16 protein-coding genes and 1 tRNA gene are annotated in these 14,724 nt (G+C 62.8%); 12 read left to right on the top strand and 5 right to left on the bottom strand.

All coding sequences use genetic code 11. The features are described from left to right. Window positions 1-137 precede the first annotated feature (137 nt). From BMW66_RS10810 to BMW66_RS10785, 6 genes are all read left to right on the top strand, one after another. Entirely contained in the window at window positions 138-1,094 is a 957-nt protein-coding gene (locus BMW66_RS10810; RefSeq protein ID WP_093118345.1) for a calcium/sodium antiporter, read from the top strand. A 13-nt stretch (window positions 1,095-1,107) separates the two neighbouring features. Further along, complete coding sequence (locus tag BMW66_RS10805; protein WP_093118343.1) at window positions 1,108-1,887, top strand: SDR family oxidoreductase; 780 nt, start codon at window positions 1,108-1,110, stop codon at window positions 1,885-1,887. Between the two features lie 292 nt (window positions 1,888-2,179). After that, window positions 2,180-4,039: an excinuclease ABC subunit UvrC gene (gene uvrC, locus BMW66_RS10800; RefSeq protein ID WP_425441323.1), complete on the top strand. Its 1,860-nt coding sequence runs from the start codon at window positions 2,180-2,182 to the stop codon at window positions 4,037-4,039. 152 nt (window positions 4,040-4,191) lie between these two features. Then, on the top strand, window positions 4,192-4,851 hold the full coding sequence (pgsA, locus tag BMW66_RS10795) for a CDP-diacylglycerol--glycerol-3-phosphate 3-phosphatidyltransferase (RefSeq protein ID WP_093118339.1): 660 nt from the start codon (window positions 4,192-4,194) through the stop codon (window positions 4,849-4,851). 3 nt (window positions 4,852-4,854) lie between these two features. Continuing rightward, window positions 4,855-5,100, top strand: a complete 246-nt coding sequence (gene moaD, locus BMW66_RS10790) for a molybdopterin converting factor subunit 1 (RefSeq protein ID WP_093118337.1) — start codon at window positions 4,855-4,857, stop codon at window positions 5,098-5,100. Between the two features lie 3 nt (window positions 5,101-5,103). Continuing rightward, on the top strand, window positions 5,104-5,562 hold the full coding sequence (locus BMW66_RS10785) for a molybdenum cofactor biosynthesis protein MoaE (RefSeq protein WP_093118335.1): 459 nt from the start codon (window positions 5,104-5,106) through the stop codon (window positions 5,560-5,562). 238 nt (window positions 5,563-5,800) lie between these two features. On the opposite strand, the gene BMW66_RS20495 is transcribed toward BMW66_RS10785, so the two are convergent. Further along, window positions 5,801-6,139: a dodecin family protein gene (locus tag BMW66_RS20495; RefSeq protein ID WP_217639304.1), complete on the bottom strand. Its 339-nt coding sequence runs from the start codon at window positions 6,137-6,139 to the stop codon at window positions 5,801-5,803. Between the two features lie 395 nt (window positions 6,140-6,534). Between BMW66_RS20495 and BMW66_RS10775 the strand changes: the two genes are divergently transcribed. Continuing rightward, complete coding sequence (locus tag BMW66_RS10775) at window positions 6,535-8,232, top strand: PHA/PHB synthase family protein (RefSeq protein WP_342741866.1); 1,698 nt, start codon at window positions 6,535-6,537, stop codon at window positions 8,230-8,232. Between the two features lie 195 nt (window positions 8,233-8,427). Here the strand turns inward: BMW66_RS10775 and yidD are convergent, their stop codons facing one another. Genes yidD through rpmH form a run of 3 tightly spaced genes read right to left on the bottom strand, consistent with a single transcriptional unit; the run spans window position 8,428 to window position 9,232 of the window. Then, window positions 8,428-8,649 (bottom strand): membrane protein insertion efficiency factor YidD, encoded by a 222-nt coding sequence (gene yidD, locus BMW66_RS10770; protein WP_093118331.1) that lies wholly within the window; start codon window positions 8,647-8,649, stop codon window positions 8,428-8,430. Further along, a complete protein-coding gene (gene rnpA / locus BMW66_RS10765; protein ID WP_093118329.1) occupies window positions 8,646-9,071 on the bottom strand; it encodes a ribonuclease P protein component in 426 nt (141 codons plus the stop codon). The genes yidD and rnpA overlap by 4 nt, the downstream gene beginning before the upstream one ends. Before the next feature lie 26 nt (window positions 9,072-9,097). Beyond that, on the bottom strand, window positions 9,098-9,232 hold the full coding sequence (gene rpmH / locus BMW66_RS10760; protein ID WP_072775959.1) for a 50S ribosomal protein L34: 135 nt from the start codon (window positions 9,230-9,232) through the stop codon (window positions 9,098-9,100). Window positions 9,233-9,467: 235 nt separating this feature from the next. On the opposite strand from rpmH, the gene BMW66_RS10755 reads away from it, so the two are divergent. The 5 genes from BMW66_RS10755 to BMW66_RS10735 all read left to right on the top strand — a co-directional run bounded on the left by BMW66_RS10755 (window position 9,468) and on the right by BMW66_RS10735 (window position 13,935). Next, window positions 9,468-10,199 (top strand): TVP38/TMEM64 family protein, encoded by a 732-nt coding sequence (locus BMW66_RS10755; RefSeq protein ID WP_093118327.1) that lies wholly within the window; start codon window positions 9,468-9,470, stop codon window positions 10,197-10,199. A gap of 1 nt (window position 10,200) precedes the next feature. Next, a complete protein-coding gene (locus BMW66_RS10750) occupies window positions 10,201-11,619 on the top strand; it encodes a dihydrolipoyl dehydrogenase family protein (protein WP_093118325.1) in 1,419 nt (472 codons plus the stop codon). A gap of 24 nt (window positions 11,620-11,643) precedes the next feature. Further along, the gene (locus BMW66_RS10745) at window positions 11,644-13,032 is read left to right on the top strand and encodes a sensor histidine kinase (RefSeq protein ID WP_093118323.1); all 1,389 of its coding nucleotides are present in this window, start codon (window positions 11,644-11,646) and stop codon (window positions 13,030-13,032) included. A 73-nt stretch (window positions 13,033-13,105) separates the two neighbouring features. After that, the gene (locus tag BMW66_RS10740) at window positions 13,106-13,798 is read left to right on the top strand and encodes an FkbM family methyltransferase (RefSeq protein WP_175483215.1); all 693 of its coding nucleotides are present in this window, start codon (window positions 13,106-13,108) and stop codon (window positions 13,796-13,798) included. 60 nt (window positions 13,799-13,858) lie between these two features. After that, window positions 13,859-13,935, top strand: a tRNA-Arg gene (locus BMW66_RS10735). Window positions 13,936-14,388: 453 nt separating this feature from the next. Here the strand turns inward: BMW66_RS10735 and BMW66_RS10730 are convergent. Further along, window positions 14,389-14,724 (bottom strand): integrase core domain-containing protein (locus BMW66_RS10730; RefSeq protein ID WP_139196153.1); only part of this gene is annotated, 336 nt, incomplete at its 5' end.

Raw genomic sequence — 14,724 nt, 5'->3', positions numbered from 1 at the left:
GCATGGGGGTCATGGCTATGTTTGGGAAGTTGCGATTTCCGGGGCAGAAGCGGTTGCAAGCCATGAAATGTTCGCGCTGCGGACGTTACCGGATCGGCAAGGGGCCTTGCCCCTGCGGAAACGACAAGGGGTAACCTATGGAGTGGCTTCTTGCCGGGCTGGGGCTGACGATCCTTCTGCTGGCCGGGGATGCTCTGGTGCGCGGAGCGGTCAATGTCTCGCTTCGCCTTGGTGTGCCCGCCCTGATCGTGAGCCTGACCATTGTTGCCTTTGGCACATCGGCGCCGGAGCTTCTGATCGCCATCAGCGCGGCATTGCTTGATGCGCCGGGGATCGCGCTTGGCAATGTCGTCGGGTCGAATACGGCGAATATCCTTCTGGTGCTGGGCCTGCCGGCGATGCTGGTGGCGCTTCACACAAGCGACCACGACACAAAGTCGAATTTCCTGCACATGATCTCGGCCAGTGTGCTGTTCATCGCTTTGGCCATGTTCGGCACGTTCACATGGATCAGCGCATTGATCCTTCTGGCCGGGCTGGCGCTGATGTTGTTTCACTCGGCACATGCTGCGCATAGTCATCGGCAGGATGCCAAGGCCGATGTCGTTGAAGTCGACCCCGAAAACCTTGAAGGCGCTGACCCGGATATGCCGTGGTGGAAGATCTGGGTGTTTCTGGTTCTTGGGTTGGTCGGGTTGCCGCTGGGGGCTGACATTCTGGTGGACAGCGCACGAGTGATCGCCAACCGGTTCGGCGTGTCGGAAACGGTCATCGGACTGACGCTGGTGGCTGTGGGCACATCTCTTCCGGAACTGGCGACAACCACGATGGCAGCGCTGCGGCGTCAGGCGGATGTGGCGATCGGCAATGTGATCGGGTCTAACATGTTCAACCTGCTTGCCATCATCGGGGTTGCCGCGCTCATCACGCCGATCCAGGTCGAGGATACATTCCTGAGGCTCGATCTCTGGGTGATGCTCGGTTCCTCTCTGCTATTGATCCCGTTCATTTTTTTCGGCTGGAACATCACGCGGATCTGGGGCGTGGTCTTGACCTCGCTCTATGTGCTTTATGTCGTCTTTCTAGTGAGCTGAGGAGGCAAGGGCGATGACAGCGGCACTCGTAACCGGCGCGGGCAAAAGGTTGGGCCGCGCGATGGCACTCTACCTTGCGGGGCGGGGATATGATGTGGCGGTGCACTATGCCACTTCCCGCGCGGCCGCAGAGGGCGTGGCCGCAGAGATACGGACGATGGGCCGGAGCGCGGCGGTGTTGCAGGCCGATCTGACGCAAGAGGATGAGGCGCAGGCGCTTTTCCCGGCGGCAGTGGCGGCGCTGGATCAGCCCGTGACCTGCCTGATCAACAACGCCTCGATCTTCGAGTATGACACGATCCGAACCGCGACTCGTCAAAGTTGGGACCGGCATCTGGAAAGCAATCTTCGCGCACCTTTCGTTCTTATCCAGGCGATGGCGGCGCAGGGGTTTCGGGCGGCAGTTGATGCCAATGGAGAGCCGCTGGCAGCCGGGCTCGTGGTCAATATGCTCGATCAGAGGGTGCGCAAGCTGACCCCGGAGTTTTCCACCTATACCATTGCGAAGATGGGGCTTTGGGCGTTGACGCAAACCGCCGCGCAGGGGCTTGCCCCGGATATCCGGGTCAATGCCATCGGTCCCGGCCCGACGTTGATCGGGGCGCGGCAGAGTGAAGCGCATTTCGCCGCGCAGCGGGCTAACACGGTGCTGCGGCGCGGGGCATCAGAGCCCGAGATCTGCGCCGCACTTGGGTATTTCCTCGATGCGCCGGGGGTGACGGGGCAACTGCTTTGCGTGGATGGCGGGCAGCACCTGGGATGGAAGACACCGGACGTGCGCGGCGAGAATTAGAGGGGGCCCTTAAAGTTTTGCACCATGCGCAAATGGGGTCACAAAAGCGTTACAAAAACTTTAATGATTTCAATGTTTTGTCAGGCGATAATGAAAATTCTGTACAATATCAATGCCTTGAGAAATTGCCTAATTTTTAGGCACCACAGGGAAGCCGGTCAAATACAAGGGAAAATCCGCGCGGTCTTAAAGATATCTCCAGACTTATCCACACATTCCGTGGAGATGTTTTCTATTGCCAGCCGGTAGATAAGATTGCAGCGGTCGGCAAAGAATCATATCTGGCGGCATGATGAACACAACGAATGACACTATCGGTCATGAGCGTATCCAAGGCTATCTGAAAACGCTTGATGGCTCTCCGGGTGTGTACCGAATGCTCGATGCACAGGCACGCGTGCTTTATGTGGGCAAGGCGCGCAACCTTCGGGCGCGGGTGTCAAATTATGCGCGGCCTTCGGGGCATTCGGGCCGGATCGCCCGAATGATCTCTGAAACCGCGTCGATGATGTTTCTGACCACCAAGACAGAGACAGAGGCGCTTCTGCTTGAGCAGAACCTGATCAAGCAACTCAAGCCGAAATACAATGTGCTCCTGCGCGACGACAAAAGCTTTCCCAATATCCTTGTCAGCCGGGAACATGATTTCCCTCAGGTCAAGAAACACCGAGGCGCGAAGAAGGAGAAGGGCAGCTACTACGGACCTTTCGCCAGCGCCGGATCGGTGAACCGAACGCTGAGCCAGCTTCAGAAGGTATTTCTTCTGCGCAACTGCTCTGACGCGATGTTCGAAAGCCGCACGCGGCCCTGTCTGCTTTATCAGATCCGGCGGTGTTCGGGCCCTTGTGTCGGCAAGATCAGCAAGGCCGACTATGCCGAAAGCGTGCGCGACGCGGAGCGGTTCCTGTCTGGCCGGTCGACCCAGATTCAGGAGACGCTGGCCAAGCAGATGCAACAGGCGTCGGACGCGATGGAGTTCGAGCGCGCCGCCGCCCTGCGGGACCGCATCCGCGCCCTGACCAACGTGCAGACGGCACAGGGCATCAATCCGCGCGGCGTGACCGAGGCGGATGTCATCGCGCTTCATCTGGACGGCGGGCAGGCTTGTGTGCAGGTGTTCTTTATCCGTGCGGGGCAGAACTGGGGCAACCGTGATTTCTATCCGCGCGTGGGGGCGGAGATCGAGGCCGCCGAAGTGCTCGAAGCGTTCATCGGCCAGTTTTACGACAACAAGGAGCCGCCCCGTCACCTCATCTTGTCGCATGCGATCGAGAATACCGACCTGATGGAGGCGGCGCTGTCGGAAAAGGCCGGGCGCAAGGTGGCGCTTATCGTTCCGCAACGTGGTGAGAAGGCGGAACTGGTGGCCGGGGCGGCGCGCAATGCGCGCGAGTCGCTGGCGCGGAAGATGGCCGAGACCGCAACGCAGGCCAAATTGTTGCGCGGACTGGCGGAAGCCTTTGCACTCGATGCGCCGCCGGAGCGGATCGAGGTCTATGACAACAGCCATATTCAAGGTGAATACGCGGTCGGCGCCATGATTGTCGCCGGACCTGACGGGCTCATGAAAAACAGCTACCGGAAATTCAATATCAAGGGCGACACGCTGACACCCGGCGATGACTTCGGCATGATGAAAGAGGTGCTGACCCGACGTTTCAAACGACTTCTGAAGGAAGACCCGGACCGACAGGAGGGGCAATGGCCCGATCTTCTGCTGATTGATGGTGGTGCCGGACAGGTGAGCGCCGTGGCCGGGATCATGCGTGATCTGGGGGTGGAGGACATCCCGATGGTCGGCGTCGCCAAGGGGGAGGACCGCGACCAAGGCAAGGAAGTGTTCCACCGCCCCGGCGCCCGGCCCTTTGCCCTCAAACACAATGATCCGGTGCTCTACTTCATACAACGGCTGCGCGACGAGGCGCACCGCTTTGCCATTGGCACGCACCGGGCGAAGCGGGCAAAGGCGGTGGGGGCCACACCGCTGGACGACGTGCCGGGCGTCGGGGCAACGCGCAAACGCGCACTGCTGTCGCATTTCGGCTCTGCCAAGGCGGTGAGTCGCGCTAACCTTGCCGACCTGAAGGCCGTGGATGGGATTTCAGACGCGATGGCCGAAACGATCTATGACTTCTTTCACGAACGCGGCTGAGCGCTTTGGCGCGCTGAATTGCGAAGCGTTCCGTGTGATCTGGCTGGATGGCATTCTGGTACACTTCGGACGGGTGTCGTGGCGAGAACGACGCTTTTCTCCGTTTGTCAGACAGGCTAAGCAGGGGGCGCCGCTTAGCACAAGGACACGTCATGACCTGGAACATTCCCAACATCCTGTCGGTTCTGCGTCTTGTCGCGGCCCCGCTGATCGCGGTGATGTTTCTATATTTCACAAGACCTTACGCGGACTGGTTTGCGCTTATGCTGTTTCTGCTGGCTGCGGTCACGGATTGGTTCGACGGCTATCTTGCCCGGCTGTGGAAGCAGGAAACGAAGCTTGGCGCGATGATCGACCCGATCGCGGACAAGGCGATGGTGGTGATCGCGCTTATGGTGATCGTGGGCTATTCGTCGATGTCACCCTGGCTTGTGTTGCCGACAACCGTGATCCTGTTCCGCGAGGTTTTCGTCAGCGGTCTGCGGGAGTTTCTGGGCGATGTGGCGGGCACGCTGAAGGTGACGCGGCTGGCGAAATGGAAGACTGCGACGCAGATGATCGCGATTGCCGTGCTGTTCGGGCAGGGCGTGTTCGAGCATTACCTCGGCATGTCGGTTTATGGTATGGATCAGGCCCTCGTCGACCAGATCATGCGCGGCGAGGTCGAGGATTTGCACGGACTGCGGTGGAAATACGAAGGCATGGTCTGGACCGGAAACATCGGGCTTGTGCTTTTGTGGATTGCCGCCGCGCTGACATTCGTCACCGGGGCGGAATACTGCCGCAAGGCATGGCCGCATTTGAAGGACTGAGAGATGGAAGTGCTCTATTTCGCATGGGTGCGTGAACGCATCGGCCTGCCGAAAGAGCGGGTGGAGACCACGGCCGAAACGGTCGCGGAACTGGTGGAAGAGCTGCGTGCGCGAGAGGAGCGCTATGCGCTGGCGTTCTCGGATCTTTCGGCGCTGCGCGTGGCCGTGGATCAGGAGTTGACCGACTTCGATGCGCCGCTGTCGGGAGTGCGGGAAGTGGCGTTTTTCCCTCCCATGACAGGGGGTTGAGCGATGCGGATCGTGGTGCAGGCGACGCCGTTCGATCTTGGCGCGGAGGCGGCGGGTTTTGCTGGTGGCAAGCCGGGAATGGGCGCCATCGTGACCTTCACCGGCGTTGTGCGCGACAATGCAAACGGAACGCTTGAGCGCATGGGGATCGAGCATTATCCGGGCATGACCGAAAAGGCGATCACGCAGATTGCCGAACAGGCAAAGGCGCGCTGGTCTCTGGGCGATGTTCTCGTGATCCACCGGCATGGCGAATTGCGGCCGGGCGAGATGATCATGATGGTCGCCACCGCATCGCGCCACCGCAAGGATGCTTTCGAGGCGGCGGAGTTCCTCATGGATTATCTCAAGTCCCGCGCCCCGTTCTGGAAGCAGGAAATCACCCGCCACGGCGCCGAATGGGTGGCGGCGCGGGAAGAGGATGAGGACGCTTTGGGCCGCTGGACGCCGAATCAGGGTTAACCGGCTGATTTCACGGAAAATCCCGTTTCGGTATTACGTCGGTATAACGTCGGTATTGCGTCGGTGCCGTTTTCGGGATCGATCCCCTCGCAGGCGTCCTTAACAGGGCGGACGTTGCGTGGCGTGGTCTGCGGCGAGGACATGGTCCGCCGAACGGCTCTGCGCTTCGGCGGACCATGAAGGTGTGCGACACCTTTGTGATGTCAGGGCTGGCCGCGTGGGCCCCCTCACTGAACGTTCAGCCGGCGGACTGGTTGTCCAGCAGGAAACTGACCTTCGCATTCACCCGGTAGCTGGTGATCCGGCCATTCTCGACTGCGGCGTTCATTTCCTTGATGTAAACAGACTTGACGTTTCGCACCGAAGCCGACGCTTGCGTCACGGCGTTCTGGGCCGCGTCGTCAAAGCTCTTGTCGGATTCTGCGAGGACTTCGATAACTTTCAGCATCGACATGGTCATCTCCTTTCCTGGAATGCTCCACGGTGGCCCATCAGAAGTCGGGCCAGAGGTGAAGATGAACTCTCCTGAACTATGAACCGTGGTGATACCGTTCAATTCAAGCTTCTGTGAGGGCATGGACGCGGCCCTTGCCGCCAGATTTCCCACTCCAAGGGGTACCGGAATGAACCTTCCAGTCTCATGACGGGTTGACCTGTATCAAGGCGACACACCATCATATGCATTAGCCAGTGGCTTGCGGCACTTGACGAAGACGCGTTGAGATCACGTGTGCGCGGCCCCTCGTTTACAAGGCCGAATGTGGGGAAGGCTTCACGCTCACCGCCGGGGCCGAGTCGAACGACAAGATTGCGCCGTCTTTCAGGACATGGACGAAAAGGGAAACCCAGACATGGTCAAATCGCCATCGAAATCCAGCCCGGCGAAAGGCGCGCGCGCCAAGGGTCAGAAGTCGTCCGCGCCCGTGGCAGACATCAGCCCGCAGCCCCGCATGACCCCACCCACGGGCCCGCATCGGCAACCGGATCGCGCGTGCGGCCTTTGCGCGGATGAGCGGGGGCGTTTCGTCCCATGCCTTCACCGAAGCATGGAGCGATTGGGCGCAGCATCTGAGCCGGTCGCCCGGACGGCAACTGGAGCTCGCCGAACGGGCGCAGCGCAATGTCATGCGCCTGATGATGGCGGCGTCGGGGTCCGGTGCCGACACCGAATCCTCTTTTAAACCCAAAAGCTATGACCATCGTTTTCAGCATCCCGGCTGGCAGAAGATGCCCTTTGCGCTCTGGCAACAGAGCTTTCTCGCGGTGCAGGATTGGTGGGACTATGCTACCGACCCGCTGCGGGGCATGCGCCAAGCGGATGCGGACAGAACCCGGTTCATGGCCCGGCAGCTTCTGGATACCGTCGCGCCGTCGAATTTTCCCTGGCTCAACCCTGAGATCATCGAGGAAACGACCCGGCGCGGAGGGCGGAACCTGACCGATGGGGCCGCGAACTTCACCTCCGATTTCGTCAAGACGGTCACGCAGGTTCACCAACCGGCGCCGGAAGGCTTCGAGATCGGCAAGGATCTGGCCTGCACCCCGGGCGAGGTGGTATTCCGGAACGATATTTTCGAGTTGATTCAATACGCTCCGCAAACCGAGACGGTGCAGGCCGAGCCCATCCTGATCATCCCGGCGTGGATCATGAAATACTATATTCTCGATCTGTCGCCGCATAATTCGTTGGTCAATTACCTTGTCGGGCAAGGCTTCACAGTCTTCATGATCTCGTGGTGCAACCCGACGGTCGATCAGGCCGAACTGTCGCTGGAGGATTACCGCAAGCGCGGTGTCCTGGCCGCGCTTGACGCCGTCAGCGCCATTGTCCCCGAGCAAAAGATCCATGCCGTCGGCTATTGCCTTGGGGGGACCATGCTGTCGATCACGGCGGCCACGATGGCGCGCGACGGGGATGAACGGCTGGCGTCTGTATCGCTCATGGCGGCGCAGATCGATTTCGCCGAAGCGGGCGAACTGCTGCTGTTTCTCGATGAAAGCCAGGTCGCGTTTCTGGAGGATATGATGTGGGAGCAGGGCTATCTCGACCGTCCGCAGATGGCGCGCACCTTTGCCACGATCCGGGCCGAAGATCTGGTCTACTCCCGCGCCGTGCGGCGCTATTTTCTGGGCAAGGAGAATCTGCCGAGCGATATCGGCGTGTGGAACTCGGACACCACGCGGATGCCGGCGCGGATGCATTCGGAATACCTGCGCGCGCTGTTTCTGGAGAACCGGCTGAGTGCCGGGCGGTTCGCGGTGGAGGGGCGGGTGATCGCGCTCAAGGACATCACCGCGCCCATGTTCGTCGTGGCCACCGAGACCGACCACATTGCGCCCTGGCGGTCGGTTTATAAGACGCGGCTTTTCACCCATGGCGATCTGGATTTCGTTCTGACAAAGGGCGGGCATAACGGCGGGATCGTGAGCGAGCCGGGCCATCCCCGGCGGCATTACCGCATATCGCACCGCCCGGCCGAGGCGCTTTATATCGGGCCGGACGACTGGTTTGAGCAGCAGGACCCGAAGCCCGGATCGTGGTGGCCGGAATGGGCGGAATGGCTGGCCGCGAGAAGCAGTGGCGCAGGGCCGGTGCCGGGGATGGGGGCGCCGGAGGCGGGGTATGCCCCGCTTGTCGAAGCGCCCGGAACCTACGTGTTTCAGACCTGACCGGGGCGTTCGGGCCGAATCGGGGTTAATGCGCTGAAATCGTGGGAAAACCCGTTTCGGTATCACGTCGGTAAAACGTCGGTATCGCGTCGGTGGCGAATTCGCGGCGCTCGCACCTGCGGGCACTATTAAGCGTGCGGGCGTTGCGTTTTCGGGTAAAAGAGGGCCGATCCGGCACCAAACGCCGGACGCGGGTCAGTCGGGCACGTTGTCCACGCCGCAGCTTCCCCACGGATGGCAGCGGGCGATGCGGCGCATTGCGAGCCAGCCGCCCTTGATCCCGCCATGCTTTTCCAGCGCCTCCAGCGCATAGGCGCTACAGGTCGGGTGATAGCGGCAGTTGAACCCCACCCACGGCGAGAAGATCAGCCGGTAGGCGCGGACGGGAAGCGCGAGGATGCGGGCCAGAAGGGTCATGCGCGATCCGAATGCAGTTTCGACAGCGCATATATAAGGTCGGCTTGCAGATCTTCGAAAGGGCGGGTGGTCGTGGCCCCGGCGCGACCGATCAGCACATAGTCCCAGCCGCCCCGCCCGTGACGGGGCAACACGAGCCGCGCGACCTCGCGCAGGCGGCGCTTGGCGCGGTTGCGGGCCACGGCGTTGCCGACCTTTTTCGAGCAGGTGAAGCCGACGCGGATCGCGTCCTGAGGGGCGGGCTCATCCGGGGCGCGGCGGCGGGCCTGCACCATCATGCCCTTGGTGCCCTGCTTGCGGGCGCGGGCGGCGGCGAGAAATTCCGGCCGGCTCTTGAGACCGAGCACGCAAACGGACACCGCCGGGGGCCTGTCACCCTGAGTGGCGGTATCGCCATTCACGGGGGCCTCCGGCGGTGTCATGTCCGTATCGGTGCCGATGGCGCGGGTTACGCGCTCAGCGACTTGCGGCCACGGGCGCGGCGGGCGTTCAGGATCTTCCGGCCGGCCTTGGTGGCCATGCGCGAGCGGAATCCATGCCGGCGCTTGCGAACAAGGTTCGAGGGTTGAAAGGTGCGTTTCATCGCGCTGTCTCCGGTCTGTGGGCGGCGGCGGTCAGGGCGCCGGACCCGAAATCTTTTCGAAGCCCGGTCTATAGGGGGGCTGCGCGGATAAGTCAAACGGCCTTGCGGGGAATGACGACAAAAATCCGCGCGAGGATCACGGATTGCCCGCCCCCGGTCAAGCGCCCGTGAGGGGCCTGTTGTTTTGCGCCCGCCTGCCGCATCTTGGCCCGGACAGGACAGCACAGGGGCGGCGATGACCGAGATGAACAAGACACCGAAATCCGGTATGGCGCGGCTTGTGCCGATCGCGGTCATTGCCATGGCGGCCGTTCTGGGCGCAGTGCTTTTGCGCGATGTGATCAGCTTCGAGGCGCTGCGCGAGAATCGAGAGGCGTTGCTGGCGTTTCGCAACGCGCATTACGCGGTGACGGCGGCGGGGTTCATGGCGCTTTATGTCGGTATCGTGGCGTTCTCGCTGCCCGGTGCGACGGTGGCGACGCTCACGGGGGGGTTCCTCTTCGGCATCTTTCCCGGCACAGTCTTCAACGTGGGGGCGGCGACCATCGGAGCGGTGCTGATCTTTCTTGCCGCGCGCTGGGGGCTGGGAGAGCGGCTTGCCGCGCGGATGGATGCGAGCGAGGGCATGATCAAGCGGATCAAAGCGGGGATCGACGCCAACCAGTGGCCGATGCTGTTCCTGATCCGGCTGGTGCCGGCGGTGCCGTTTTTCGTCGCCAATCTCGTGCCGGCGCTGGTGGGTGTGCGATTGTCACGCTTTGCGACCTCCACCTTCCTTGGCATCATTCCGGGGGGGCTGGTTTACACCTCGGTCGGTGCGGGGCTGGGCGAGGTCTTCGAACGCGGGGAGACGCCGGACCTTGGAATCATATTCGAGCCGCATATCCTGCTGCCGATTCTGGGGTTGTGCGCGCTGGCGCTTCTGCCAGTGGTGATCCGGGCCATCACTGGCCGCAAGGGGGTATGAGATGGACTATGTGAAGACGGATCTTCTTGTGATCGGGGCCGGATCGGGCGGGCTTTCGGTGGCGTCGGGCGCGGCGCAGATGGGCGCCGATGTCACCTTGCTGGAAGGCGGGCGCATGGGGGGCGATTGTCTCAACTACGGATGCGTGCCGTCCAAGTCGCTTCTGGCGGCGGGCAAGGCGGCGCAGGCGCATCGCGGCGGTGCGGCCTTCGGCGTCACGCCGGGTGCGCCGGAGGTGGATTTCGCCGCCGCGCAGCGCCACGTGGCCGATGTGATCGACCAGATTGCACCGCATGATTCGGTGGAGCGGTTCGAGGCGCTGGGTGTGCGGGTGATCCAGGAGTATGGCCACTTCGTCTCTCCGTCGGAGGTGGAGGCGGGCAACTGCCTGATTTCGGCCCGGCGGATCGTGATCGCCACCGGATCCTCGCCGCTGGTGCCGCCGATTCCGGGCCTGATCGAGGTGCCCTATCTGACCAACGAGACGGTGTTCGACCTGCGCGAGCGGCCCGGTCATCTTCTGATCATCGGCGGCGGGCCAATCGGGATAGAGTTGGCGCAGGCGCACCGGCGCCTTGGCTGCGAGGTGACGGTGATCGAGGGCGCGCGTGCGCTCGGTCAGGACGACACGGAGATGGCGGGCATCGTGCTTGACGCGCTGCGCGAGGAGGGCGTGCAGATCGAAGAGCACGCGATGGCCGCGCAGGTGCGTCAGCGCGATGGTGCGGTGGAGGTCGAGGTGACCGATGGCCGGGTTTTCGAAGGTTCGCATCTGCTGATCGCTGTGGGGCGCAAGGCCAACGTGGAGCGGCTCAACCTTGAGGCCGCCGGGATCGAGGCGACGGGCGCGGGCGTCGCGGTCAATGCCTCTTTGCGCAGTTCGAACCGGCGGGTGTACGCGATTGGCGATGCGGCAGGGGGTATGCAGTTCACCCATGTGGCTGGGTATCACGCGGGGCTTGTGATCCGTTCGGCGCTTTTCGGGCTGCCGGTGAAGGCCAGAACATCGCATCTGCCGCGCGCCACCTACAGCGATCCGGAACTGGCGCAGATCGGCCTGACGGAGCAGGAGGCGCGCGATCGCCACGGCGTCACACTCAAGGTCATGCGCGTTCCCTATGCCGAGAACGACCGCGCGCGGGCGGAGCGGCAGACCGAGGGAATGATCAAGCTGATGGTGGTGGAGGGGCGCCCGGTGGGGGTGTCCATCGTCGGCCAGCAGGCCGGGGAGTTGATCGCGCTTTGGTCGATGGTGATGGCGCACGGCCTGCGGCTGTCGGCGGTCGCGGGAATGGTCGCGCCCTATCCGACATATGCCGAGCTGAACAAACGGGTCGCGGGGGCGTTTTTCTCGCCAAGACTGTTTGAAAGCCCTACGGTCAAGCGTGTGGTGCGGCTGGTGCAACGCTGGCTGCCGTAACCGGACCGGGGGAAGAGGGCGCGCATGCTCAATACGCTTTCAGGGCGATTCCTGATCCTGACGATCATCTTCGTGATGCTGGCGGAGATTCTGATCTTCGTGCCGTCGGTGGCGCGGTTCCGGGAGGATTTCCTTCTGTCGCGGCTGGAGCGGGCGCAGATCGCGTCGCTGGTGTTGCTGGCCGATGACATGATCGACGCCGAGCTGGAGACGGAGTTGCTGCGCAATGCCGAGGTGCTCAACGTCGTGCTGCGGCGCGACGAGGCGCGCCAGCTCATGCTGTCGTCGCCCATTCCGGCCCCGATCCATGCGACCCACGACCTGCGCGACGCGTCCGCGTTCGAGTTGATCCGCGATGCGATGATGGTGTTGTTCGACACGCAGACGCGGGTGATCCGGGTCATCGGCGCGCCGGTGCGCGAGGCGGGCATCCTGATCGAGGTGACAATGCAGACCGACGGGCTGCGGCGGGCGATGCTGGACTATGGTCTCAATATCCTGCTGCTGTCGGCGGTGATCTCGGTCTTTACCGCCGTGCTGCTGTTCTTGGCGGTGCGGGCGATTCTGGTGCGCCCGATCAAGCGGGTCGTTGGCGCGATGCAGACCTATGCCGCCGCCCCTGAGGATACGCGGCGGATCATACGCCCCAGCGCGGGGGTGCGGGAATTGCGCGAGGCGGAGGACGCGCTGCAATCCATGCAGTCGGAGCTGACGGCATTGCTTCGCCAGAAGGACCGGCTGGCGCAGCTTGGCGCGGCGGTCGCGAAGGTGAGCCACGATCTGCGCAATATCCTGACCTCGGCGCAGCTTTTCACCGACCGGATCGAGACGAGCGAGGATCCGACGGTCAAGCGGATGGCGCCCAAGCTCGTCAACTCTATCACGCGGGCGGTGCATATCTGCGAAAGCACGCTGGCCTTTGGCAAGGCCGAGGAGCCGCCGCCGCGCCTGTCGCGGTTCCCGCTGATGGATATCGTATCCGACGTGATCGAGAGCGAGAGGCTGTCGGTGGGGGAGTATGACCTGAGCTTTTCCGAGGATATTCCCGCGGGGCTGATCGTCCGCGCCGATTCCGAGCAGCTTTACCGCGTGATCGCCAATCTTGTGCGCAACGCCCGGCAGGCGATCATGAGTTCCGGGCAGCCGGGCGAAATCTCTGTCGGCGCGCGCGAGGATGACGCGGCGTGGATCCTGACAGTCTCGGACACCGGGCCGGGCCTGCCGCCGCGGGCGCGCGAGCACCTGTTCGAGCCGTTTCAGGGCGGCGCGCGCAAGGGCGGGATGGGCCTTGGTCTTGCGATCTCGGCGGAGCTGCTGCGCGGACATGGCGGATCGCTGGATCTCAAGCGGACGGGGCCGGAGGGAACGGTGTTCGAGATCTGCCTGCCCAAGAGCGACGTGGCGACGAGTTGAGCGGTTGCGGGCTTGCGCCCGCCGCCGCTGGTCGCCACTGTGCAAGCCGGGCAATCGGGCAGGTGAGGGGCATATGACCACGCGGATCGTCGCAACCTATCACGGGGTGGAGGTGCCCGAGGCGCCGCATCTCGGCCCCACCATGATCCGCAACCTTGAACAGGGGCGCTATGAACGGCGCGAGGTTCTGGCCGCGCTGGAGGTGATCGGGGCGCACGACCGCGTGGTGGAGATGGGCGCGGGCGCCGGCATCGTTGGGGCGGTTGCGGCGTTCAATCGCAAACCCGAGGCGATGGTCGCCTTCGAGGCCAATCACCGGCTTTTGCCGCATATCGAGTCGCTTTACCGGCACAACGGGATCGAGGGGGCGATCGCGCTTCACAATGAGATCGTCCTGTCGGAGCCGGACGCCCCGCAGGAGGCGGAGTTCTTCATCCGGGGCAATTTCCTTGGCTCGGGAATGCAGATCACCAAGGGCCTTGCGCGGGCCGAAAAGGTGCGCGTGCCGGTGCGCCGCTGGGAGGCGTTGCGCGCACAAACGCGGCCCAGCGTGCTGCTGATGGACATCGAGGGGGCGGAGCTCGATTTCTTTCGCCACGCGGATCTGACGGGGGTGCGCGCAGTGATCGTGGAACTGCACCGCAACATCTACGGGCGGCCCGGTATGAAGGAGAACCGCCACCTTCTGAGGGCGCAGGGCTTTGTCATTCACGAAGAGCTTTCGCGGGGTGGGGTGTTCGTCTTCGAGCGTCCGGAGGCGGGTTGAGATTTCTGCCGATAAGGTCTTGCAAACACCGGCCCCAGGATTTAGGACACGCCTCATCGCGCTCTGGTAGCTCAGCTGGATAGAGTACTTGACTACGAATCAAGGGGTCGGGGGTTCGAATCCTCCCCAGAGCGCCATTTCCCGGATGTTCGACGTCAGATGACTTTGACCTTTACGTCATCAACTGACCCAAACCTTGGATCGTTTTCTGCCTGCCCCAGTGATCGTCACCCGCAAGGGCGTTGAGCGCAAGCCGGTCGGACGGCTGTAACCTAGAGCACGATGACACGCCCAAAGGGCGGGGCAGAGGCCAAGCGGTCGTCCGTGCAAAACGCAGCGAATGGCTGGATTGAACCGTTGGCGGCCATTTCTCCCAAGGCGCGCCTCGACGGGCCGCGGTGCGGCGAGCAGACGTTTGTGGGCCAGTGCTTTATCCCTGCCAAATCCGGACGACCTCAAATCTTTGCACGAACCGTCGCCAAATCGCCGTGCCGGGGGGCGGCCCGGCGATGCGCGGCGGCCTTCGGCCTTGATCCCGCGCGGGAGTAAAAAAGTGACTGTCCGCTCCGGTTCGCGCTGCCGGCATTGGCCTAGGTGTCACATCCCGCGTGATTATACGGTCGTTTCTTGAAGATTTCTGGTTTCTGGCGATGCCAGTCCTTGAGCGCGTCGATGGGCGTTCGGCCCTTGAGCACTGATTGCGGGAGCTGGCCATTATAGAGCCGGACATAGCGAAGGATGGTCTGTTCCAGGTCTTCTCCGCTGCGGAACCGGTGGCTCTGCAGGACATCTTCGATCCGGCCGTTGAAGCGCTCCACCATTCCGTTGGTCTGTGGCCGCATCGGTGGGGCAAGGCGGTGCTCGATACCGAGATCGGCGCAGAGCCGGTCGAACTCGTGGTTTCCAGTGGCGGCGCGTTTTCGCAG

The sequence above is a fragment of the Salinihabitans flavidus genome (assembly GCF_900110425.1).
Lineage (GTDB): Bacteria > Pseudomonadota > Alphaproteobacteria > Rhodobacterales > Rhodobacteraceae > Salinihabitans > Salinihabitans flavidus.
Note: the sequence above shows the minus strand (reverse complement) of the source record. Positions and strands in the feature narration are given on the sequence as shown.